22 protein-coding genes and 1 tRNA gene are annotated in these 22,760 nt (G+C 62.7%); 15 read left to right on the top strand and 8 right to left on the bottom strand.

The genetic code is table 11. The features are described 5' to 3' along the window. Positions 1 to 16: 16 nt before the first annotated feature. The 5 genes from F4U95_RS16560 to F4U95_RS16540 are packed head-to-tail and all read left to right on the top strand — an operon-like array spanning position 17 to position 5,697. Positions 17 to 769 (top strand): class I SAM-dependent methyltransferase, encoded by a 753-nt coding sequence (locus F4U95_RS16560; RefSeq protein ID WP_150426466.1) that lies wholly within the window; start codon positions 17 to 19, stop codon positions 767 to 769. After that, on the top strand, positions 766 to 2,067 hold the full coding sequence (locus tag F4U95_RS16555; RefSeq protein ID WP_211364003.1) for a hypothetical protein: 1,302 nt from the start codon (positions 766 to 768) through the stop codon (positions 2,065 to 2,067). Before F4U95_RS16560 ends, F4U95_RS16555 begins: the two co-directional genes overlap by 4 nt. Continuing rightward, the gene (locus tag F4U95_RS16550) at positions 2,064 to 3,209 is read left to right on the top strand and encodes a glycosyltransferase family 4 protein (protein ID WP_150426465.1); all 1,146 of its coding nucleotides are present in this window, start codon (positions 2,064 to 2,066) and stop codon (positions 3,207 to 3,209) included. The genes F4U95_RS16555 and F4U95_RS16550 overlap by 4 nt, the downstream gene beginning before the upstream one ends. Further along, complete coding sequence (locus tag F4U95_RS16545; protein WP_150426464.1) at positions 3,206 to 3,952, top strand: FkbM family methyltransferase; 747 nt, start codon at positions 3,206 to 3,208, stop codon at positions 3,950 to 3,952. The genes F4U95_RS16550 and F4U95_RS16545 overlap by 4 nt, the downstream gene beginning before the upstream one ends. 2 nt (positions 3,953 to 3,954) lie before the next feature. Then, a complete protein-coding gene (locus F4U95_RS16540; RefSeq protein WP_150426463.1) occupies positions 3,955 to 5,697 on the top strand; it encodes an MFS transporter in 1,743 nt (580 codons plus the stop codon). A gap of 55 nt (positions 5,698 to 5,752) precedes the next feature. Here the strand turns inward: F4U95_RS16540 and F4U95_RS16535 are convergent, their stop codons facing one another. The 3 genes from F4U95_RS16535 to F4U95_RS16525 all read right to left on the bottom strand — a co-directional run bounded on the left by F4U95_RS16535 (position 5,753) and on the right by F4U95_RS16525 (position 7,713). After that, entirely contained in the window at positions 5,753 to 6,772 is a 1,020-nt protein-coding gene (locus F4U95_RS16535; protein WP_150426462.1) for a FecR family protein, read from the bottom strand. Further along, entirely contained in the window at positions 6,690 to 7,295 is a 606-nt protein-coding gene (locus tag F4U95_RS16530) for a sigma-70 family RNA polymerase sigma factor (protein WP_150411864.1), read from the bottom strand. Before F4U95_RS16530 ends, F4U95_RS16535 begins: the two co-directional genes overlap by 83 nt. A gap of 220 nt (positions 7,296 to 7,515) precedes the next feature. Beyond that, positions 7,516 to 7,713, bottom strand: a complete 198-nt coding sequence (locus F4U95_RS16525; protein ID WP_150426461.1) for a hypothetical protein — start codon at positions 7,711 to 7,713, stop codon at positions 7,516 to 7,518. A gap of 123 nt (positions 7,714 to 7,836) precedes the next feature. On the opposite strand from F4U95_RS16525, the gene F4U95_RS16520 reads away from it, so the two are divergent. The 6 genes from F4U95_RS16520 to F4U95_RS16495 all read left to right on the top strand — a co-directional run bounded on the left by F4U95_RS16520 (position 7,837) and on the right by F4U95_RS16495 (position 15,731). After that, a tRNA-Leu gene (locus F4U95_RS16520) sits at positions 7,837 to 7,921 on the top strand. 58 nt (positions 7,922 to 7,979) lie between these two features. Next, positions 7,980 to 9,578 (top strand): trigger factor, encoded by a 1,599-nt coding sequence (gene tig / locus F4U95_RS16515; RefSeq protein WP_150426460.1) that lies wholly within the window; start codon positions 7,980 to 7,982, stop codon positions 9,576 to 9,578. Between the two features lie 157 nt (positions 9,579 to 9,735). Continuing rightward, complete coding sequence (locus tag F4U95_RS16510) at positions 9,736 to 10,713, top strand: glycosyltransferase family 2 protein (protein WP_150426459.1); 978 nt, start codon at positions 9,736 to 9,738, stop codon at positions 10,711 to 10,713. Positions 10,714 to 10,815: 102 nt separating this feature from the next. Then, a complete protein-coding gene (clpP, locus tag F4U95_RS16505; RefSeq protein ID WP_120250008.1) occupies positions 10,816 to 11,451 on the top strand; it encodes an ATP-dependent Clp endopeptidase proteolytic subunit ClpP in 636 nt (211 codons plus the stop codon). A gap of 140 nt (positions 11,452 to 11,591) precedes the next feature. Then, a complete protein-coding gene (gene clpX / locus F4U95_RS16500; protein ID WP_150426458.1) occupies positions 11,592 to 12,860 on the top strand; it encodes an ATP-dependent Clp protease ATP-binding subunit ClpX in 1,269 nt (422 codons plus the stop codon). A gap of 366 nt (positions 12,861 to 13,226) precedes the next feature. Next, on the top strand, positions 13,227 to 15,731 hold the full coding sequence (locus F4U95_RS16495; protein ID WP_150426457.1) for a TonB-dependent receptor: 2,505 nt from the start codon (positions 13,227 to 13,229) through the stop codon (positions 15,729 to 15,731). A 183-nt stretch (positions 15,732 to 15,914) separates the two neighbouring features. Here the strand turns inward: F4U95_RS16495 and mtgA are convergent, their stop codons facing one another. Next, on the bottom strand, positions 15,915 to 16,610 hold the full coding sequence (gene mtgA, locus F4U95_RS16490) for a monofunctional biosynthetic peptidoglycan transglycosylase (RefSeq protein WP_120250011.1): 696 nt from the start codon (positions 16,608 to 16,610) through the stop codon (positions 15,915 to 15,917). A 33-nt stretch (positions 16,611 to 16,643) separates the two neighbouring features. Then, complete coding sequence (locus F4U95_RS16485) at positions 16,644 to 17,936, bottom strand: MFS transporter (RefSeq protein WP_150426456.1); 1,293 nt, start codon at positions 17,934 to 17,936, stop codon at positions 16,644 to 16,646. Positions 17,937 to 18,024: 88 nt separating this feature from the next. On the opposite strand from F4U95_RS16485, the gene F4U95_RS16480 reads away from it, so the two are divergent. Beyond that, a complete protein-coding gene (locus F4U95_RS16480; RefSeq protein ID WP_150426455.1) occupies positions 18,025 to 18,588 on the top strand; it encodes a TetR/AcrR family transcriptional regulator in 564 nt (187 codons plus the stop codon). Further along, positions 18,585 to 19,058, top strand: coding sequence for a GNAT family N-acetyltransferase (locus F4U95_RS16475; RefSeq protein ID WP_150426454.1), 474 nt, complete (start codon positions 18,585 to 18,587; stop codon positions 19,056 to 19,058). The genes F4U95_RS16480 and F4U95_RS16475 overlap by 4 nt, the downstream gene beginning before the upstream one ends. A 12-nt stretch (positions 19,059 to 19,070) precedes the next feature. Here F4U95_RS16475 and F4U95_RS16470 read toward each other — a convergent pair whose 3' ends face one another. The 3 genes from F4U95_RS16470 to F4U95_RS16460 all read right to left on the bottom strand — a co-directional run bounded on the left by F4U95_RS16470 (position 19,071) and on the right by F4U95_RS16460 (position 21,399). After that, positions 19,071 to 19,310, bottom strand: coding sequence for a hypothetical protein (locus tag F4U95_RS16470; protein WP_150426453.1), 240 nt, complete (start codon positions 19,308 to 19,310; stop codon positions 19,071 to 19,073). 150 nt (positions 19,311 to 19,460) lie between these two features. Continuing rightward, positions 19,461 to 20,372 (bottom strand): RNA polymerase sigma factor RpoH, encoded by a 912-nt coding sequence (gene rpoH / locus F4U95_RS16465; protein ID WP_120250016.1) that lies wholly within the window; start codon positions 20,370 to 20,372, stop codon positions 19,461 to 19,463. A 73-nt stretch (positions 20,373 to 20,445) separates the two neighbouring features. Further along, positions 20,446 to 21,399, bottom strand: coding sequence for an RluA family pseudouridine synthase (locus tag F4U95_RS16460; RefSeq protein WP_150426452.1), 954 nt, complete (start codon positions 21,397 to 21,399; stop codon positions 20,446 to 20,448). A gap of 17 nt (positions 21,400 to 21,416) precedes the next feature. Here F4U95_RS16460 and F4U95_RS16455 point away from each other — a divergent pair, with 17 nt between their 5' ends. Together F4U95_RS16455 and F4U95_RS16450 are read left to right on the top strand one after the other, a co-directional pair. Further along, the gene (locus tag F4U95_RS16455; RefSeq protein WP_150426451.1) at positions 21,417 to 21,818 is read left to right on the top strand and encodes a M67 family metallopeptidase; all 402 of its coding nucleotides are present in this window, start codon (positions 21,417 to 21,419) and stop codon (positions 21,816 to 21,818) included. Between the two features lie 96 nt (positions 21,819 to 21,914). Continuing rightward, entirely contained in the window at positions 21,915 to 22,571 is a 657-nt protein-coding gene (locus F4U95_RS16450) for a histidine phosphotransferase family protein (protein ID WP_120250019.1), read from the top strand. Positions 22,572 to 22,760: the final 189 nt, after the last annotated feature.

The following is a 22,760-nucleotide window of genomic DNA, read 5'->3' as shown; positions in this document are numbered from 1 at the left end:
CTCTGCGGAGCGACCAGTGATTACTGTCCAGCGGGTGGCCAAGGCCGCCGGCAAGCATCTGACCAAGACGGCGCTCACATTGCGCAAGGCTCTGGGCGCGCGCGCGACGCGCAGCTGCCCGGCATGCGGTGGCGCGGTGGTCGGCTTCTTCCGCTATGGCGACAATGGCGAATGGGGTTGCCCGCAATGCGGCGCCTCGCCGCGCGAGCGGTTGATGAACTGGCTGATCCAGCAGGAGACGCTGACCGTGCCGACCGCCGGCGCGATCCTGCACATGGCCCCCAACGAGGGCAGCTTGGTCAAGCGCTTTTCCGCCGCTGCCGATTATGTCCCGGCGGACCTCGATCCCGCGCGCTACACGGTGCCGCACATGCACCGCGTCGACCTGATGGAATTGGCGGACAGCGACCGCTACGACCTTTTCTACGCCAGCCATGTGATGGAACATGTGCCCGACGACATGGCCGTGCTGCGCAACATCCATCGCGCGCTCAAGCCGGGCGGCGAAGCCTGGCTGATCGTGCCATTATGGGACAAGTCGACCGAGGACGGCAGCTTCGACATCCCCCCGCGTGAGCGTGAGCGCCGCTTTGGCCAGTGGGACCATGTGCGCCAATATGGCCCCGATTTCGCCGATCGCATCCGCGCCGCCGGGTTCGATCTGGAAGAAATCGACGCCGCGTCGATCGACGTCGCGACCCGCCATTTCCATGGGCTGGACGATCGGCTGTTCCGCGCGCGCAAGCCGGACGGAGAGTCCGCACGGTGAGCCGCCTCGCGCGGCTGGAAGGTTCGGCCCGCTTCCTTGCGCTGGTGAAGCTCGCCAATGTGGGGCTGGTGCTGATCTGGGGCTTCGCCGTGACCTTCGTGTTCGTGCGCGTGCTGCCGATAGGCGAGTTTCAGGCGTTCCTGCTGCTGGTCGCGTTCGGCAATTTCACCATCTCGGCGGAATTTGGCCTGACCAGCATCATCTATGCCCGATTGCGGCGGCATTGGCTTGGTGGGGAAGAGGCGGCCCAAGACGGCGGCTTCCGGCTGGAGGAAATGGGCGTCCTGTTCCTGTTCCTCGGCCTGCTGGTCGTTGGGGCCACGGCGATCCTGATGATCGCGCTGGCGGGCGGCTGGCTTTCGACCGGCATGCCCTTGCTCTTCCTGCTCTTCTTCCTCTCCGCCTGCCTCAATCTGCCGGCCTTGCTGGCCAAGCGGGCATTGGCGGCGGTGGACGGCAATTTCCTGTGGGAAGGGCTGGACTGCGCTCGCCGCGTCGTGACGATCGGCCTGCTGCTTGCCATGCTGGCCGGCCTCGACCCGCGCCTGTCGGTCGCGCTGCAACTGATCGTCAGCATCTTCGTGATCGGCTATGCCATCGGTCACGTCCATCGGCGCCTTGGCATGACGCGGCGCCACTGGATCGCCTTTCGCGTCGGCGGCGGTCATGTCCGCGCCCATTATCTGCGCGATATCGGCGCCTCTGCGGCTTTCACCGTCTCCGACATCATCGCCTATAACGCGCCCTATTTCACGATCGCGCTCGCGACCAGCGATGCCCGGCCGATGCTGATCTTCGACTTCTTCTTCAAAATGTCGCGTGCCCTGTCGATGCTGGTCCGCGCCACGGTGGAGGCCGCCTTGCCGCGCATCACCCGCGCCTTCCATGCTGGCGACACGGCGCGCCTGCGTCAGTTGCTCGGCCGCGCGCTAATGGCGGCGTTGCTGTTCGCCGTGGCTTTGTCCGCACTGCTGCTGCTGGCGGGCGACCGGTTGTTCGCCATATTGTTCGACGGCCGCGCCGTGATCGACCGGGCGGATATCCTGCTCATCATCCTCGCGCTTGCGGCGCTGACCCTGCTCAGCGTCTCCGTCTATGTGCAGGCGGCGCTGGGTCGTTTCGGCGAATTACTGGCCCGCTCGCTGCCCTTCCTCGCCGGATCGCTGGCCAGCGCGCCGCTCGCTCTGCTGCTCTGGCCGGACCGGTTCGACCTGGCCTTCCTTGCGCTCTATGCCTTGACGCTGGCGGGCGTAGCCATGCTGCATCTTCTCTCCCTGCGCCGATTGGTGCGGGCATGAAGGTCGCCATGGTCGATCCCTCGCTCTTCACCGGGCGCTATGACGACAGCCTGTGCGCCGCGCTGGCGGGGGAGGGCGCGGACGTCAGCCTGCTCGGCCGCCCGATGCGCGATACCGACGCGATCGTGCCGCAGGGCTACAGCTATCGCTCGCATTATTTCCGCCACAGCGAAGCCTTGCGCACGCGATTGGGGGAAGGGCGCGCCTTCCGTCTCGCCAAGGCCGCGGAATATGGCCTGGCCTGCGCGCTGGGCGACATCGCACCGCTCACAAGGGGTGATATCGTCCATGTCCAATGGCTCCCGCTGGCGCCTGCCGACCGATTGCTGCTGAACCGGCTGAAAGGGCGCACGGCGCTGGTCCACACGGTTCATAATGCGGACGCCTATCATGCCGACGCCGGGCTTCAAGGACGTGGCTATCGTGCATTGCTCGATCTGTTCGATGCGCTGATCGTGCATGGCGACACCACCCGCGCGGCCTTGATGGGGCAGGGTATCGACCCCGCCCGCATCCATGTGACCCCGCACCCGCCGATGCGCCTCGCCACGGCAACGCCCGCCGACCTCGTCGCCATCCCCGCGCCAGCCGTCCCGCGCCTGCTCTTCTTCGGCACGATCCGCCCCTATAAGGGCGTCGATCTGCTCATCGAGGCCTGCCTCCAGCTCTGGCGCGCCGGCCACGCCTTCGAACTCGTTCTGGCTGGCAAGCCCTTCATGGACGTCGCGCCATTGACTGATGCCATCGCACAGGCCGGTTTCGCCGACCGGCTTGTCACCGATTTCGGCTTTCTGACCGAGGCCCGGCTCGACGCGCATATGGCCCACGCTGACATGATCGTCTTCCCTTATCGCCACATCGATTCGAGCGGCGCTTTCCTGTCCGCGCTGCATCATGGCAAGGCGATGGTCACGTCCGACGCCGGCATGTTCGGCCAGTTGCCGGACGGCGTCGCGGCCAAGGCGCGGGCGGGAAATGCACCCGCGCTGGCCCAAGCCCTCTTGCCGCTGATCGAAAGCGCGGCCATCAGGCACAGCCACGGGGCGCAGGCACGCGCCTATGGACAGGCAATGGGAAGTTGGAAGGATATGGCGGTGGCGACCATCGGCATTTATGAAACCGCACTGGCCGCGCGCGCATGAACCGCTATCTGCGCGAACTGGCCGACCGCAAGCTGGCCATGCGTCTGGCGCTGGCCGGGCGGGTTCATCAATATCCCGAAATTCAGGCGCTCAAGCGCTTCCTTTCGGCCTTCTCGGTCGACTGCCTGTTCGACGTCGGCGCCAATCGCGGCCAATATGCGACCATGCTGCGCAAGGATGCGGGCTATAAGGGCCTGATCCTCTCCTTCGAGCCGAACCCGGACGTGTTCGTCGAATTACAGAAAGCCGCCGCGTCCGATCGCAAATGGCATGTGTTCAACATGGCCCTGTCCGATTTCGACGGCACCGCCAGCTTCAACATCATGGCCGCCGACCAGTTCAGCTCGCTGAAAAAACCTTCGGGTGAACAGGACGCCATCTTCGCCGATCGCAACAAGGTGACGAAGACGGTGGAGATGCAGTGCCGCCGCCTCGACACGCTGCTGCCCGAACTGGTGGCGCAGCACGGCTTTGTGCGCCCTTTCCTCAAGATGGATACGCAGGGGCACGACCTGTCGGTGTGCGAAGGCGCGGGCGCGGTCCTGACCGATATGCTCGGCATCCAGACGGAACTGGGCGTTCGCCCCATCTACGAAGGCGGGACCGGTTATCGCGCGATGATCGACTGGCTGGGCGATCGTGGCTTCGTCCCCTCCGCCTTCTTCGCCAATAACAAGGGGCATTTCCCCCTGCTGGTCGAAATGGACGGCATCTTCGTCAACCGGACGGTGGTCGGGGCTTGACCATGGGCGACACAGCCGGGTTCGTCAGCGCGCGCCGCCTGTTTCTGGCGGGAGCGATCGGCCTGGCCCTATGGCTTGGCGCGACCTTCCTTTGGCATGTCACCTATCGGCAGGGCGTCAGCCTGGCCGTCATCCTGCTGCTCGATCAGGATTTTCCCGCGCTGCTGGGATCGCTGTTGCTGCTCGCGCTCGCCGCGCCCTGGGCGGAAGGGAAGGGGTTTGCGCTCCCCCGGCCGACCGCGCGCATCGTCGTGCCGCTCATCGTCCTGCTGGGCATGGCGGCATGGGCCGGCCATTATGCGCTGTTTCAGGATTATGCGATCAGCCGGGACGAGGAAGTCGCCCGCTTCGCCGCCGCCTATATGCGCGAAGGCCTGTTCGCCCGGCCGATCCCGATGGAATGGGAACCCTATCGCCGCGCGATCATGCCGGAATTTTTCTCGCCCTTCGGCGCGGCGGATTATTGGACGGCGGCCTATCTGCCGGTGAACAGCGCGATCCAGGCGCTGTTCTGGCAATTGGGCGATCCCAATCTTGCCGGGCCCGCGCTGTTGATGGCGGGCCTGTTCGCGCTGTGGCGGGTGGCGCTTCACCTGATGCCCGATCGCCCCGATGCGGTCTGGGTCACGGTATTGCTAGGCGCGTCGTCCAGCCAGTTGTGGGTCACGGCCATGACGCCCTATGCCATGACCGGCCATTTCGCGCTCAACATGGTGTGGCTGGCGCTCGTCCTGCGTGGTGGCATGGTCGGTCATTTGAGCGCCGGGGTGGTGGCGCTCATCGCCGCCGGCCTGCACCAATGGCATTTCCCGCCGATCTTCATCGCGCCATTCATCCTGTGGATGCTGCTGGCGCGGCGTTGGACGGTCGCGGCCTTCCATGTGCTGACATTGGTGGCGATCGTCATCATCTGGGCGAAGGTCTGGCCGACATTTTTGATGCATGCGCTGGGCGCCCCGATCGACATCCGTCCCTCGGCCGGGGTCGCCGACAAGGTCGGCAGCCTGTTCGAACGTCTGGGCGATCGCTGGCAGCCGCTGGTCAATATCACCCGCTATGTCGCCTGGAACAATATATTGATGGTGCCGCTCGCCATGCTCGGCATCGCCGCCATGCGCTGGCGCGCGATGATCCGGGGGCAGGAAATCGCGCTGCCGCTGGCGATGGGCTGTATTGCCGGATGCCTGCTGGCACTGGCGCAGGGCTATGGCTGGGGCTTCCGCTACGCCCATGGGTTTATCGGCCCCTTCTGTCTGCTCGCCGGCCTTGGCTGGGCGCGCTTCCGGCCGCAGGGGGCAATGCGACCGCTGCTGATCGGCATGGCCATCACCATTTTGGCGAGCGGCTATCTGGTCTGGCGCACCCATGCCTTCGTCGCGCCCTATGCCGCCAGCCATCGCCTGATCGATTCGAGCGAGGCGGACGTCGTGCTGGTCGATCCGCGCGGCGGGCTTTACGTGACCGACCTGGTGCGGGGGCGCAACGGCGTGCCGGGCAAGCCGATGGTCATGAACCTTGGCATGCTATCGCTCGATCAGGTGGATGACCTCTGCAAATCCTATGTGGTGGAACTGTTCGACCGCGCCGAATTTCGTCCGCTTGGCGTGCCCCTTGCGCGCTGGAACCTCGGTCGGATGGACGCCCTGCGCGCCCATATGAAGGAAGAGGGGTGCGATCGCCCGGTTCAGCCGCCGTTGCCCGAAAGCTTCCAGGATGCGTTCAACGCCGCCGACAACGCCATGTAATCGGCCGCCGCCATCCCCATAGGCTTTCAGGGGCGCCGCACTCCGTCATCGCGCTCTAATTTACCGCCAGCGCCTTGGCCACTTCGTCGCGATAGAGCAGCATCACCGACCCGTCCTCGCCATGAACGGCGCGGATCGGCAGGCTCAGTTGCAGGACGGATAGAAATTCCTGGCTGCCACCGATCGGGAAGCGCCCGCCGATGCGCAGGGCCGACACGCGGGAATCGCCGATCAGGATGGGCGCCGCGCGATAGCGGTTGAACTCGCCCGCGGCCTGCTCGACCGTCTCGCCATCCAGTTCGACCATCTGCGCCCGCCATGCGATCCGCTGATCCACCAGCTTGGGGCCAAGGCGGGTGAGCGAAACGGTGCGCGGCTGGATCACCGCGCCGCCACCTGCCGCCACGGCATGGGGTTTGCCCTTGCTGCAATAGACGATGACCTTGCCCTTGGTCACGGTCAGTTCGACGATCGATGGCCGCATCCGCACGTTGAACGCCGTGTCCGACGAACGAATCACGGCGGATCGCGCCTCGACATCGAAGGGGCGCGCTTCATCGGCGCTGACATCGAAGGAGGCTTCGCCCTTGAACAGGCGCACCTTGCGGCCATGGGCGGTGAAACGCACTTCGGCTTCGCTGTCGCTGTTGAGGTGCAGGACCGTTCCGTCGTCCAGCTTCACGTCGCGCAATTCGCCGATGGCGGTCTGGTAACGATCCACCCCGTTGAACGTGCGGATGGTGACGATCGCGGCGATGATGAAGAACAGGATCGCGATGGCGGCGGCGATCATGATGTTGCGCGACAGGCGGCGCTGCTGTTCTTCGCTGACGATCTCCGCCATGGGCGGCAAAGTGATATCGGCAGCGGCACTTTTCAGCCGCTCGGCAGCGTCCCACGCGGCCTCGGCGCGGGCAAAGGCGATGGCATGGCGCGGGTCGCTTTCGACCCAGTCGCAAATCTCCGCTTCGTCCTGCGGACTGGGATCGCTGTTAAGCCGGGCTAGCAGGCGCGCGGCTTGCGCCTCGATCGAGTCCCTGTCTGCGCTGTTCGAACCTGGTCCCGACGCCTGCACGCTCGAAGTCCGTTTCCTCACGTTCTGCCCAGGCCCGCATAACTATCGCGATGGCTTTGGCCAGATGTTTTTCAACAGTAGAAACGGATAGAGACATTTCCTCCGCTATTTCCAACATCGATTTTTCATGGATGCGCCGCAAAATGAATACGCGGCGACATTGGGTCGGCAACGACTCGACGATGGCTTCCACCTGTCGCAGTGCCTCGCGGGCATGAAGCTGGGCCTCGATATTATTTTCGCCGCCCAGCAATTCCAGATCAGCGATGGTTTCGAAACTGACCACCTTGTTGCGGCGGGCGGTGTCGATGACGAGGTTGCGGGCGATGGTGAACAGATAGGCGCGGCCTGTCGTCACATTCTCCCAATTTTCCGTGGCATAGGCGCGGGCCAATACTTCCGCGACCATATCCTCCAACTCATGGGTCGACGGCAATATTCTGCGGAGGCGGCCACGAAGGGCGGCTTCCTGTGGCAGGATAACCGTCTTGAACCAGTCCAGTTTAGCGCGAACCCTATGCACGTTGACCCCCTTATTTTGTCAGCCGCGCCTCTCCAGCATTTCATTTTCTGTCTTCTTGATGACATATTTCAATCATGGATGCAGGGGCCTGTCCAGCCACGGAACAGTCATTTTCCGGCAAAAGACCAAAATGGTTCCCTCGATCGTAAATTAATTGTGGATATGTTGCGGCAAGCGCACACTTGTGTCGCGGCAATCCTTTGCCGTGCGTCCGCCCTCGTCAGTCGGGCGGCGGCGGCAGTTCGGCAGGCGCGCTGTCGGGCTGGTCGTAATCCGGGCCGACCGGGCTGATTTCGTCCGGCTGGGTCATCGGCGTCTCGTCCGGCGTGATGGGCACGGGCAGTTCGTCGGGCGATTGCGGCTCGATCCGGTCGGGCGGGGGAAGGCCGTCGGGATTATGATCCGGGCGGGTGGCCATGTCTGTCTCTCCTGTGTAACGCAATGAACCTACGTTCGGGCAGCAGGGCGGTTCCGCAAGGCTTTCCACTATAGCTTGCCTCTTACCGCGCTTTTCTCTATGCCGCGCCGACCGGCGACCGATGCGGGCGTGGCGAAACTGGTAGACGCGCCAGATTTAGGTTCTGGTATCGTATGATGTGGGGGTTCGAGTCCCTTCGCCCGCACCAGACGCCGCCTGCGGCGACGCCACCGAAATTCAGCTGAAGAAAGCGTTTGAGAGAAGAGATGCAGACTGTCGAGACGTTGAACGAGGGCCTGAAGCGCGCCTACACCGTAACCATCACGTCGAAGGACATCGACGCCCGTGTCGATAAGGAAGTGCAGGCAATCGCACCGCAAGTGCGCATGCCCGGCTTCCGCGCCGGCAAGGTGCCTGCCAACCTTGTAAAGAAGATGCATGGTGAATCGCTTCAGCGCGACGCCCTGAATAACAGCATCCAGGAAAGCATCCAGAAGCTGATCGCCGACCAGAAGCTGCGTCCCGCGATGCAGCCGTCGGTCGAACTGGACGAAGGCTTCGAATTCGGCAAGGACGCCGAAATCAAGGTCGCTCTGGAAGTGCTGCCCGAAATCGCGGCGCCCAGCGTCGATGGTCTGAAGCTGGAACGCCTGACCGTCGAAGTTGCCGACGCACAGGTCGATGAAGCCGCCGGCCGCATCGCCAGCCAGCAGGGCGCACTCGAAGAACATGCCGCCAGCCACAAGGCGAAGGACGGCGACACGCTGAAGATCGATTTCGTCGGCAAGGTCGACGGTGAAGCGTTCGAAGGCGGTTCGGCCGAAGGCGTGAACCTCAAGATCGGCGCCGGCCAGTTCATCCCCGGCTTCGAAGAGCAGCTGACCGGCGTAAAGAAGGGCGAAGAAAAGACGATCACCGTCACCTTCCCCGAAGATTATGGCGCCGAACATCTCGCCGGCAAGGAAGCGACGTTCGACATCACCGTCCAGTCGATCCTGAACGCCGACAAGCCCAAGGTGGACGAAGAGTTCGCCAAGTCGCTGGGTCTGGAAGGTCTGGACAAGCTCAAGGAACTGCTCAAGGGGCAGATCGAGCAGGAACATAATGGCCTGACCCGCACCTATATGAAGCGCAAGCTGCTTGATCAGCTCGCCGCTTCACACGACTTCGACGTGCCGCCCAGCATGGTGGAAGCCGAATTCGCCCAGATCTGGCAGCAGCTTCAGCATGAAGCGACCCATGAGGAAGATCCGGCCGCCGCGATCGCCGAAATGGAAGCGGAGAAGGACGATTATCGCGCCATCGCCGTGCGTCGCGTTCGTCTCGGCCTGCTCCTGTCGGAAATCGGCCAGGCCAATGGCGTCGTCGTCAACGACCAGGAAATGAACCGCCTGATCATGCAGGCGGCGCAGCAGTACGGCCCGCAGGACCGCGAGCGCTTCGTCCAGTATGTCCGTCAGGATCCGATGGCCGCCGCCCAGCTGCGCGCCCCGCTTTATGAGGACAAGGTCGTCGACTTCCTGTTCGAAAAGGCGGAAGTCACCGACCGCGCCGTGACCAAGGAAGAGCTGGAAGCCGCGATCGAAGCCGAAGATGGCGATCTGAAGCCCCACGTCCATGGCCCTGACTGCGGTCATGACCATCATGACGAAAAGCCCAAGGCCAAGAAGGCTGCGCCCAAGAAGAAGGCCGAAGCCGAGGACGCACCTGCCGAAGCCGCTGCTGAAGAAGCGCCGGTGAAGAAGGCCGCGCCCAAGAAGGCCGCCGCCAAGAAGGACGAAGCGGTCGCCGAGGAAGACGCCGCCGCCGAAGAGAAGCCCAAGAAGAAGGCTGCTCCCAAGAAGGCTGCCGCCAAGGCCGAATAAGCCCGCCTTTGCGATCATGAATAGCGCCCGGCTTCCCCGCGAAGCCCGGGCGCTTTTCATTTCGCCCACGCTTTCCTTTCCGGGAATGGCATGGCAGACGAAATCTTAATCATGATGCGCCATGTCGAACCCAGCTAGATGGGGACATGGGAAGGCGATGAAGGAATATCCCGCGGTGAACAGTCAACCGGCCGTTGCGGCCCCGCGCGTCGCGGTGATCCTGCCCTGCTACAACGAAGCCGGCGCGATCGTGCAGACGGTGGAGGATTTTCGCCGCGCGCTGCCCGCCGCCGACATCTATGTGTTCGACAATAATAGCACGGACGGCAGCCGCGAACTGGCGGCCGGGGCAGGGGCCATCGTCCGCCGCGTGGGCCAGCAGGGTAAGGGCCATGTCGTGCGCCGCATGTTCGCCGACGTCGACGCCGATATCTACATCATGGCCGATGGCGACGCGACCTATGAGGCCGCCGCCGCCCCCCGCATGGTCGCCGCCATGCTGGAGGGTAATCTGGACATGGTCGTGGGCGCCCGCAAGTCGGAGGTGGAGGAGGCCTATCGTCGCGGCCACCGCTTCGGCAATTGGGCGCTGACCAGCCTGCTCAAGCAATTGTTCGGCCGCAGCTTCACCGATATCCTCTCGGGCTATCGCGTCTTTTCCCGCCGCTTCGTCAAAAGCTTCCCGGTCCTGTCGGCCGGCTTCGAGATCGAGACGGAAATCAGCGTTCATGCGCTGGAACTCGCCATGCCCGTGTCGGAAGTGATGACCGCCTATGGCGCCCGTCCCGAAGGATCGGTCAGCAAGCTCAGCACCTATCGCGACGGATTTCGCATCCTGCGCACGATTATCACCCTGTACCGCATCGAACGGCCGATCCTGTTCTTTGGCATCATTGCGGCGCTGCTGGCGGCGCTGGCCCTCGGCCTTGCTGCGCCGCTGATCGTTACCTATCTCCACACCGGCCTGGTCCCGCGCTTCCCCACCGCGATCCTGGTCACCGGCGTGATGATCCTGGCGACGCTGTCGGCCATGTGCGGGCTTATCCTCGACACGGTCGTGCGCGGCCGTCGCGAAGTCCGCCGTCTTGCCTATCTCGCCTTCCGCGCGCCATCCGACTACGGCCGCCGCGACTGATCCTCACTCATGCCCTGAAGGTGGTGACGCCTTCCCCCTTGAACCATCCGCCTTTTGTGCCGATGTAGGGACCGGGCAAAAGCACCAGACTGAAAGAGCACAATGACCGATATCATGACCGATCCCATGGCCGCCCTGGTCCCCATCGTCATCGAACAGTCGAACCGCGGCGAACGCAGCTTCGACATTTTCTCGCGGCTGCTGCGTGAACGCATCATTTTCGTCACCGGCCAGGTCGAAGATCATATGGCGTCGTTGATCGTCGCCCAGCTCCTGTTCCTCGAATCGGAAAATCCGAAGAAGGACATCTGGATGTACATCAACTCGCCCGGCGGCGTGGTGACGGCCGGCATGGCGATCCACGACACGATGAAATATATCCGCCCGCAGGTCGGCACCGTCTGCATCGGTCAGGCCGCCTCCATGGGCAGCTTCCTGCTGGCCGCCGGTGAGCCGGGCAAGCGCATCGCGCTGTCCAACGCCCGCATCATGGTGCATCAGCCGTCCGGCGGCGCCCAGGGCATGGCGTCGGATATCGAGATCCAGGCCAAGGAAATCCTGCGCATTCGTCGCCGTCTGAACGACCTCTATGTCCAGTATACCGGCCAGACGTTGGAAGCGGTCGAAAAGGCGATGGACCGCGACACCTTCCTCGAAGCGGACGAAGCCAAGGCGTTCGGTCTGGTCGACGAAGTGTTCGATCGCCGCCCGGTCGCGGTCGATCCTAACGACGCCTAAAGACAATCTTTACCGCGACGCGTCACTTTCACCCCTTGTGGAACCGGCGCGCCGCGGTCTAGAATGGCCTTTGGACCAGAAAATCCCTCGCCGAACGCGGTTCTGTTGACTGTAAACCGGGGGGGAAGAGAGAATGGCGAATGACTAAGCTTACCGGTTCGGATTCGAAAAGCACACTATACTGCTCCTTCTGCGGGAAGTCGCAGCATGAGGTGCGCAAGCTGATCGCAGGACCGACCGTGTTCATCTGCGACGAATGCGTGGAACTGTGCAACGACATCATCCGCGAGGAGACCAAGGGCGGTCTTGTCGGCAAGAAGGATGGCGGCGTGCCTACCCCGCAGGAAATCTGCGATGTGCTCGACGATTATGTGATCGGTCAGAACCGCGCCAAGCGCGTGCTGTCGGTCGCCGTCCACAATCATTACAAGCGCCTGAACCACGGCTCCAAGCCGGGCGAGGTGGAACTGGCCAAATCGAACATCCTGCTCGTCGGCCCGACCGGTTGCGGCAAGACCTTACTGGCGCAGACGCTGGCCAAGACGTTCGACGTGCCCTTCACTATGGCGGATGCCACCACGCTGACCGAAGCCGGCTATGTCGGTGAGGACGTGGAAAACATCATCCTCAAGCTGCTCCAGGCGTCCGACTATAATGTCGAAAAGGCGCAGCGCGGCATCGTCTATATCGACGAAATCGACAAGATCAGCCGCAAGGCCGAAAATCCCTCCATCACCCGCGACGTGTCGGGCGAAGGCGTGCAGCAGGCGCTGCTCAAGCTGATGGAAGGCACCACCGCTTCCGTTCCGCCGCAGGGTGGCCGCAAGCATCCGCAGCAGGAATTCCTGCAGGTCGATACGACCAACATCCTGTTCATCTGCGGCGGCGCTTTTGCGGGCCTGGAAAAGATCATCGGCGATCGTCTGGAAGCCAAGTCGATCGGCTTTGGCGCCCATGTCGCTGCGCCGGAGGAGCGCCGGACCGGCGAACTGCTGCGTCAGAGCGAACCGGAAGATCTGCTCAAATTCGGCCTGATCCCCGAATTTGTCGGCCGTCTGCCCGTCATAGCCACGCTGGAAGATCTGGACGTGACCGCTCTGGTCAAGATCCTGGTCGAGCCGAAGAACGCGCTGGTGAAGCAATATGGCAAGCTGTTCGACATGGAGAATGTCGAACTCAGCTTCACCGACGACGCGCTGACCGCGATCGCGAAGAAGGCGATCGAGCGCAAGACCGGTGCGCGCGGGCTGCGTTCCATCCTGGAAGCGATCCTGCTGGACACGATGTTCGACCTGCCATCCATGCAGGGCGTCGGCGAAGTGGTGGTCGACAAGGATGTCGTCGCCGGGACCAAGGAACCGATTCGGGTTTTCAGCGAAAAGGAAAAGCGGGCCGAAGACGCGGCCTGATTTAACTCCTTTTTACCCGTATGAAATATGGGCCGGCGAGCGATCGCCGGCCCTTTTTCATTTTGGTTGCGTGCGCTGCACAAAAATTCCTGCCGCGTTGCAAAATTGCACCAGTGTCAAACTAGTCGGTTTGGCTGAGAAAATGTCATTAAACTTCAATAAATTACCATCAAAGCCGGGGCCTGCCAAAGCCTGAGCGGGTGTGGCGGGGGAGGAATGTGACAGTCCTGCGGGTGCATTGTAACATAAATGCAATCGACGCATCACAGGGCCGTCGCCAGCAGCCGCCAAGAGCGGCGCCGGCTTGAAAGAGCAGACAGTTTAGGGGCGTGGCTCGCGCCACTCTTGAAAAGGGACAAGGGTCAAATGAAGAAATTTCTGATGGGCAGCGCCGCGATCATCGCCGTCGCCAGCCCCTCCATCGCATTCGCGCAGTCGACCGGTTCGCAGGACTTCGACGAAATCGTCGTTACCGGCGCCAAGGAAGATCAGGCCGTCGGCGGCATCAAGATCCCTGACTCGCCCAAGGCGAAGGTCGTCCTGACGCAGGAAATCATCGAACGTCAGCGTCCCGGCCAGTCGGTCAACGAAATCATCAACCTGGTTCCGGGCGTCAGCTTCACCAACAACGATCCCTGGGGTTCGTCGGGCGGCAGCTTCACCATCCGTGGATTCAGCTCGGACCGTATCGCCCAGATCCTGGACGGTATCCCGCTGAACGACTCGGGTAACTATGCCGTCTACACCAACCAGCAGATCGATCCCGAACTGGTCGAAAGCATCAACGTCAACCTGGGCGCCACCGATGTCGACAGCCCGACGGCCGCTGCGGTCGGCGGTACCGTCAACATCAACTCGCTGACGCCGCGCGACGAATTCGGCGCGATGGCCAGCGTCAGCTACGGCAACATCGCTGCCAAGGGTGCCGGCGACCGTCCGATGCACCGCGTGTTCGGCAAGATCGAAACCGGCGACTTCACCGGTCACGGCACCAAGGCCTGGTTCTCGGCCTCGCGCGCTTACAACGAAGCCGCCTTCGCCAATTACGGTAAGGTCGACAAGGCCCAGTATAACGGCAAAATCTATCAGGAAATCGGCAGCAACGGCGACTTCGTCTCGCTGGCCGCCCACTATAACGTCAATCGCAACAACTTCGGCGGTTCGCCGGGTACGGCTGCGGCGTTCAACGGCGACAAGAGCGCCCGCTTCTATAATGTCGGTGGCCTGGGCGCGCCCTGCAACACCAACATCGTTGCACGCCCCGGTGCGATCGACCTGCCCAACACGTGCGGTACGCAGTTCGAACGCCGTTACAATCCGTCGAACACCGGCCTTCAGCGTCTCAGCACCCGCCTGACCCTGACCGATAAGCTGATCTTCTCGGCGGATCTTGCCTACAGCACGACCAAGGCCAATGGCGGTGGCACGACCTCTGCCTATGAAGGCTTCTACTATCAGGGCACCACGCCGCTGACCGGCTATTTCGGCGGAAGCGCCTATTTCGGTCGTGACCTGAACGGCGACGGCACGCTCGGCGTGGACACCAACCGCAACGGCCGTATCGACGCAGCCGAATCCGATCGCGTCACGGTGGTCAACCCCAGCCAGACCAACACCCGTCGCTATGTTGCGATCGCCAACCTCTCCTATGAGCTTGACGACAACAACCGCGTTCGTCTGTCGTACAGCTTCGACCGTGCCCGCCATCGCCAGACCGGTGAAGCTGGCTTCCTCGATTATAATGGCGAACCGCTGGATGTCTTCCCCGTCAACGACGGTCTGACCGACGCCGCCGGCAACATCCTTCAGAAGCGTGATCGTAAGTCCTACGCGACGCTGAACCAGGTGGCCGGTGAATATCGTGGTCAGTTCCTCGATAATCGCCTGATCGTGAACCTCGGTGTGCGCGCGCCCTTCTTCAAGCGCGAACTGAACCAGAATTGCTTCACAACCGCGCTCAACGGCAACGTGAACTGCGTGGCCGGTGGCAATGTCGCGGCTTACATTGCGGCCAACCCCTATCTCGTCAACGCCAACGGCACGCCCTCGGGCGCCGCTCTGCCGCAGTCGCGCAACTATAAGTATGACAAGCTGCTGCCCAACGTCGGCGCCATCTTCAAGCTGACGCCCGAATTGAGCGTCGCGGGTAGCTATGCGGCGAATATTTCGGTGCCGGGTACCGACACGCTCTACAACTCGCTCTATCTGCCTGCTTCCAGCAGCGCTTCCAAGCCGGTTGCCGAAACCTCGGACAGCTTCGACTTGGCTCTGCGTTACCAGAACAACCTGGTGCAGGCGGCTGTTACCGGCTGGTATGCAAAGTATAAGAACCGTATCGCGTCGGCCTACAGCGATGTCTGCGATTGCAGCATCGACACTAATCTGGGTGGCGTGAAGAAGTATGGCGTCGATGCCAACGTTTCGGTTCGTCCGATGGAAGGCCTGCTGGTCTATGCCTTCGGTTCGTACATCAACTCCGAAATCGGCGCTGACGTCCAGACCGGTACGAACACCTTTGCCGCCACCAAGGGCAATCGCGAACGCAGCGCTCCTGCCTATCTGTGGGGCGGTCGCGTTCAGGGTTCGCTCGGCCCGGTCGATCTGGGTGCCCAGATCAAGCGTACCGGTTCGCGCTGGCTGAACGACATCAACACCTACAAGGTTCAGGGTTACACCGTGGTCGACCTCGACCTGCGCTACAACCTGGCGAGCCTGGGTCTGGAAAAGTCCTTCTTCCAGCTCAACGTGTCGAACCTGTTCGACAAGTTCTACATCGGTTCGTTCAGCGGTGGCCTGACCACCGCGACCAGCGCCAACGTCAACTATGGCGCCCCGCGCGCCATCAGCGGTGCGTTCGTGGTCGCCTTCTGATCGACGCCGATACCGAAAAACAGAAAAGGGCGGGGAGCAATCCCGGCCCTTTTTCTATGCCTGCCACCCGCTGTCCTATTCGCGCGATGCTGACTATTATGGGCAGCGCCGCTTTCCGATAGGATCAGGCCGGCGTAACATCATGTCGAAATCTGCGGGAAATGTGCGAAGTTAAGCGGCGCCTCAGCGCAGGCAGCTGTCCAGCCCGTCCCGCTGCACCACCCCGATCCGCGCCGCGATCGTATTGCCGTAGCGGCGCGTAAAGCCGCTCGGCGCGACCGCCGCCCGCTTCTTGGGGAGCGGCAGGACGGCGGCGATGCGCCCGGCTTCGGCGCGGTTCATCTTGCCCGCGCCATGATGGAAATAACGGATCGACCCGGCCTCCACGCCATAGGTGCCGATTCCCGTCTCCGCGACGTTCAGATAGACTTCCATGATCCGCTTCTTGCCCCAGATCGCCTCGATCAGGACCGTGAACCAGGCTTCCAGCCCCTTGCGCACGAAGCCGCCGCCCTGCCACAGGAAGACATTCTTCGCCGTCTGCTGACTGATGGTCGATCCGCCGCGAATGCGCCCGCCGCTGGCATTATGGATCGCCGCCTTGGCGATGGCGTCCACGTCGAAGCCATGATGGGTGCAGAACTTCCCGTCCTCTCCGGCGATCGCCGCCCGCGCCATGTCCGGATCGATATCGTCCAGGCTGGTCCAATCCTTGGTGATCCCATTGGGGTCGAACAGCATCGTCAGCGTTACCGGCGGGGGCACGAAGCGATAGATCGCCACCATGAACAGCGACAGGGCGATGAAACCAAGCAGGATCTTGACCGGGATCATGATCCAGCGGAAGCGGCGGCGGGGCGATGCGGAGGATGCTTTCATGCCTCCGTTGGTAGCGCGCCCGCCTTATCCGTTTCAAGCCGCCGCGAGCGTCCCCCGCCGCTGATCGCGATTGATCAGCAGCACCAGTCCCGCCCCGATCAGGCAGAGGATCCCCGCGCCGATGAAAGCGGGCATATAGCTCGCCCAGACCGTCCGCGCCAAACCGCCGCCCAGCGCTGCGCTGGCCGCGCCCAGCTGATGCCCGGCGAAAATCCAGCCGAAGACGATATTCGTTCGCTCCGGTCCGAAACGCTGTGCCGTCAGCTTCACCGTGGGCGGTACCGTCGCGATCCAGTCGAGGCCGTAGAAGACCGCGAAGAGCGACAGGCTGTAGAGCGAAAAGTCGCTGAACGGGAGATAGAGGAGGGAAAGGCCGCGCAGGCCATAATAGACGAACAACAGCCAGCGATTGTCGAACCGGTCGCTCAGCCAGCCCGATCCCAGCGTGCCGAAAAAGTCGAAGAAGCCCATCATCGCCAGCATCGACGCTGCGCCCACCGCCGCCAGTCCATAATCGCCGCACATCGCGATGAAATGGGTCTGGATCAGGCCATTGGTGCTCGCCCCGCAGACGAAGAAGGAAAAGAAGAGGATCCAGAAGGTTGGCACCCGCGCCGCATCGCGTAACACATGAATCGGCATGACCAGCAGCGCGCCCAGGCTGGCGGGCTGGGGCGGTACCGCCTGCACGTCGCTTTCGCCATAGGGCGCCAGGCCCATGTCCGACGGCCGATCTCGCATCAGCAGGACCACGGCCACGCCAGCCACCACGATCGCCCCGCACACCAGCAGCAATGCCGCCCGCCAGCCATGCGCCGCCGTCAACCCCGCCAGCAGCGGCAGGAATGCCAACTGCCCGGTCGCCGTGCTGGCCGACAGCAAGCCCATCACCAGCCCGCGCCGCTGCCCGAACCAGCGCGTCGCCACCGTCGCGCCCAGCACCATCGCCGTCATGCCGGTGCCAAGGCCGATCACCACGCCCCACAGCAGCACCAGTTGCCATAGCTGCGTCATGCCGAGCGACAGCAGCAGGCCACCGATCACGATCGACAGCGAAATCAGCATCATCCGCCGCACCCCGAACCGGTTCATGAAGGCCGCAGCAAATGGCCCCATGCCGCCGAACAACAGGAAGCGGATGGCCAGCGCCCCGCTGATATCCGCGGCGCTCCAGCCGAATTCCTTCTGCAAGGGGATGATGAACACGCCCGGCGCCCCGACCGCGCCCGCGACCACCAACATGGTGAGGAACGTCGCACCCACCACGGCCCAGCCATAATGGATATTCCGTGCGGACAGGCGGCGTGCAATGGCGGTCGAGAACATCAACGTCCCCCTTCAGGCGATAATCGGACTGGCGTTAAATGATGAACATCATATATAAGGTCAAGAGGCCATTTGAGGAGCGCCGGATATGAAGGTCAGCCGCGATCAGGCTGCACGCAATCGGGAGAAGGTGGTCGATGCCGCATCCCGCCTGTTTCGTGCGCGCGGCGTGGATGGCGTCGGCATAGGGGAGGTTATGCGCGAATGCGGCCTCACCCATGGCGGCTTCTACAACCAGTTCGGGTCGAAGGACGCGCTGGTGGCGGAAGCCTGCGCCGCCTCGCTCGCCAATAGCGCCACGCGCTGGCGAACCGTAGCCGCAGAAGCGGGGGAGGGTGACGCGCCCGCCGCCATCGCCGCCAATTATCTCAGCGCCCGCAACCGCGACGCGCCCGAAACCGGCTGCGCCCTGATCGCGCTGGGGCCGGATGCCGCCCGGCGGGGCGGCGACCTGGCCGGCGCCTTCCGGCAGGGTTTCGAGGAACTCACCACCATATTGCAGCAGAGCGGACCGGAGTTGGATCGTCAGGACGCGCTGGCCCGTATGGCGCAAATGGTCGGCGCGATGGTGTTGGCGCGCGGTGTCGCCGATCCGGCCCTTTCCGACGAAATATTGGCGGCCGTCCGCCATAGGCTGGACGTGCCGGCATGAGCGATTGGCGCCCGATGCGTGTGGCGGACATTCCATCCGTCGCGGCTATTTCCGATGCGGTCCATGGTGACTATACCGAACAGGCGGCGGTCTATGCCAACCGCCTGCAACTTCATCCGCGCGGTTGCTGGCTGCTGGAGCGGGATGGCAAGGCGATAGGCTATCTGATCAGCCATCCCTGGGAAGGCACGCAACCGCCTGCATTGAACCAACTGATAGAAAAGCTGCCGGAGCCGGCCGATCATTATTATCTGCATGATCTCGCCCTGCTGCCCGATGCACGCGGTACCGGTGCGGCGCAGGTGGCGATCGTGATCGTGCAGGATCAGGCTGAGAAGATCGGCGCAAGGCGGATTGCGCTCACGGCCGTCAATGGCGCGGACGCCTTCTGGGGCCGTAACGGCTTCACTGCCATGGCCGCAGGCGGCACCTATGGTGGCGACAGTCTGGCGATGGAACGGTTTCTCTGATCGGCGCTTCGATCAGAGCCAGCTACGCCCGTCCGGCCCTGCGCAACCATGGGGCGGCATCTGGCCGACAAAGCGTGTCTGCATCTTATGGCAGCCCCAGTTACGCAGCGGCGCAGGCATATAGCCATTGAGCGCAATGCCGACTTCATCATAGGGGCTGTCGCCCAGCGCGACATAGGCGTACCAGCGACCGCCGAACATCATGGCGATGCCGACCGAAAGAACGATGATAAGCCTCAGAATTTTCTGCATTTCTGTTCCAGGTTGAAAGGGAAGGGCAGATGCCACTGCCGCTGCGATCGCCATGGATCAAGCCCGTTAACCACTTCCCGTCCACCGACGGCCGACAACAAAAAAGCCCCGGATCGCTCCGGGGCTTCTTCTGTCATTCTGTCCGACCGATCAGGCCAGCGCGAAGCGGGCCATCTTGCCCAACTTGTCGCCGGCAATGCGCATCATCGCCTTTTGCAGCTTCTCGAAAGCGCGAACCTCGATCTGGCGCACGCGCTCGCGCGATACACCATAGACCTGGCTCAGCTCTTCCAGCGTCTTGGGCTCTTCCGCCAGGCGACGTTCGGCCAGGATGTGCTTTTCCCGATCATTGAGATCGGTCATCGCTTCGACCAGCATCTGGTGACGCTGCGTCTTTTCCTGTTCCTCGGCAACGCGCTCGTCCTGCAACGGGTCGGTGTCCTGCAACCAATCCTGCCACTGGCCTTCGCCATCTTCGCGCATCGGCACGTTGAGCGAGGTATCGCCACCCATCGCCATACGGCGGTTCATGGAAACGACGTCATCTTCCGACACGCCCAGATCGGTCGCGATCTTGGTCACGTCTTCAGGGCGCAGGTCGCCATCCTCGAACGCTTCGATATTGTTCTTCATCCGGCGAAGGTTGAAGAACAGCTTCTTCTGCGATGCGGTGGTGCCCATCTTGACCAGCGACCAGCTGCGCAGGATGAATTCCTGGATCGAGGCGCGGATCCACCACATGGCGTAGGTCGCCAGGCGGAAGCCGCGTTCGGCCTCGAACTTCTTCACGCCCTGCATCAGGCCGATATTGCCTTCGGAAATCAGCTCGCTGACCGGCAGGCCATAGCCGCGATAGCCCATCGCGATCTTCGCCACCAGGCGCAGGTGCGACGTGACCAGTTGCGCGGCCGCATCCGGATCCTGATGCTCCTCATAACGCTTGGCGAGCATATATTCCTGCTCGGGCGTCAACAGGGGGAACTTCCGGATCTCGGAGAGATATCGGTTGAGGCTGGCTTCACCGCCCAGCGCCGGAACTGCGGGGACATTGCTCTTGGCCATGTCGTTACCTTTCCCTTTCATGCACGGCGGGACCCAGAAGAGGCGTCCTGCACCGTCGCAAACTTGTCAGAACCTATACGTGGAGCTGGCTTAACAGTTCCTGCATATCGCTAGGCAGTACACTTTGAAACAAAAGCCGTTCGCTCGTTACCGGATGTATGAACCCCAGGCTTTTGGCGTGCAATGCCTGCCTTTTGAAACCCAGCGTTTCCAGTATTGATTTGAAACCTTTTCTTTCTCTACCGTAAACCGGATCACCGATCAAGGGGTGCCCGATATGGTGCATATGCACGCGAACCTGGTGCGTACGGCCGGTTTCCAGCCGACATTCGACCATCGCCGCACCCTGCAAACGCTCCACCATGCGATAATGGGTCACGGCATGTTTGCCCCGACCTTCCCGATGAACCGCCATCTTCTTTCGATCAGCGTCGGATCGGCCCACCCAGGCATCCACCGTGCCGAAAGCGGGAACCGGCACGCCATAGACGATCGCGGCATAGAGCCGGTCGATACTATGATCCTTGAACTGCCGGGCCAGTCCCTCATGCGCCTTGTCGGATTTGGCGACAACCAGCAGGCCGGACGTATCCTTGTCGATGCGATGGACGATGCCCGGCCTGGCGACCCCACCGATGCCGGAGAGTTGCCCCTCGCAATGATGCAGCAGCGCATTGACCAGCGTACCGTCCAGATTGCCGGCCGCCGGATGCACGACCAGCCCGGCGGGCTTGTCCACCACGATCAGATCGGCATCCTCATGCACGATGGTCAGCGGAATATCCTGCGCCACCGTATCGAGCGGGACAGGGGCGGGCAGCGTGACGGTATAAGTCTGGCCAAGGGCGACCTTCATGGATGCGTTGATCTTGGAAACTTGCGCGCAGGACACCTGGCCCTCGCCGATCAGGCCCTTGATCCGCTCGCGCGACAGGTCGGGCAACAGGTCCGCCAGTGCACGATCAAGCCGCAGCCCGTTCTGCGCCTCGCTGATAATTGCGTCTAAGATGGAAACCCCCGGAACCATTGGCTACGGATGTAGGAATGATTGTAGGAATTTCAAGATCGCTGTTGGAACAAATCGTGGCCCTGGCCTCGGCAGACCGGCACGAGGTGTGCGGCCTGCTGCTCGGCGCCGCCGATCGGATAGAGGCGATCATCCCGGCCGCCAATGTCGCTGCCGATCCGGCCCGTCATTTCGAACTGGACCCGGCAGCCTTGATCGCGGCCCATCGTGCGGCCCGCTCGGGTGGTCCTGCGATCATCGGCCACTATCATTCCCATCCATCGGGCGTTGCCGCCCCTTCCGTAACCGACGCGGCCTGCGCAACGGCGGATGGAAGTTTATGGCTCATCGTCGGGGGTAGGGAGGCCACTTTATGGCGTGCCGGGCCGGGTACGGCGGTTAACGTCCATTTTACCCAAATCCGTCTCGACAGTCGGTGACCGAAAGGCGGCAGGCCGGGCTTGCATCGCCGCGCCGTGCAGCGCATTAGCCGCATAAGCGCTTCCCTTCCTTCTAATCCGGCGACCCTGATCCGCATGACCCATCCGACCGACAGTATCGAATTTGCCAGCCTGCTTTGCTCGCGTCTGTGCCATGATTTGCTCAGCCCGGTCGGTGCGCTCAATAATGGGCTGGAGCTGATGGCGGACGAAACCGATCCGGAAATGCGCCAGCGTTGCCTGGACCTGCTGGCCGACAGCGCCAAGACGTCGGCGAACAAACTCAAATTCTTCCGTCTTGCGTTCGGCTCTGCCGGCGGTTTCGGCGATGCCGTTCCGCCGCATGAGGCGAAGGTCGCGATCGAGGGCATGTTCGCCACCGCCGGCCGGGTGAAGGTCGGCTGGCTGGTCGAAGAACAGATGCTCGATAAGCTGGCGGCCAAGATCCTGCTCAATCTGGCATTGATCGCGGGCGACGCCTTGGTGCGGGGCGGACAGTTGGATATCGGCGCCGAAAAGCGGCCGGGCCTGACCGAAATCGTCGTGCGCGGCGAAGGGCCCAAGGTCGTGCTCGACCCGGACCTGCGCGGCGCACTGGCCGGTACCTTGCCGATCGAGGGTTTGGCATCCCGCACTGCTGCCGCCTGGATGATCCGTCAGATGGTGATCGAAAGCGGCGGCGAGATCGCCCTGTCTCCCCCCGGTGAGCCTGTGCTGCTCTTCGGCGCCTCGATCCCCGATCGCCGCCCGTAAAAGCCCGAAACGACTGTCCAACTCGCTGTCTCGTTCGCGCGGGCTTTAACAGGTTGCGGAAAAAGGCTCTTTCCTTGAGCCGCTTGAGGTGATTCAGACGCCTTCAACTGAGGTTGAAGGATTTGAGATGCGGGGCGGCGATTACCGGAGCGAAGGGTTGTTTTCCTACGTGAGCTGCGAAGCTCGGGT

This window comes from Sphingobium limneticum (genome assembly GCF_008710165.1).
GTDB classification, from domain to species: domain Bacteria; phylum Pseudomonadota; class Alphaproteobacteria; order Sphingomonadales; family Sphingomonadaceae; genus Sphingobium; species Sphingobium limneticum.
The sequence above is the reverse complement of the archived record's forward strand: the minus strand, read 5'-3'. Positions and strand labels throughout refer to the sequence as shown.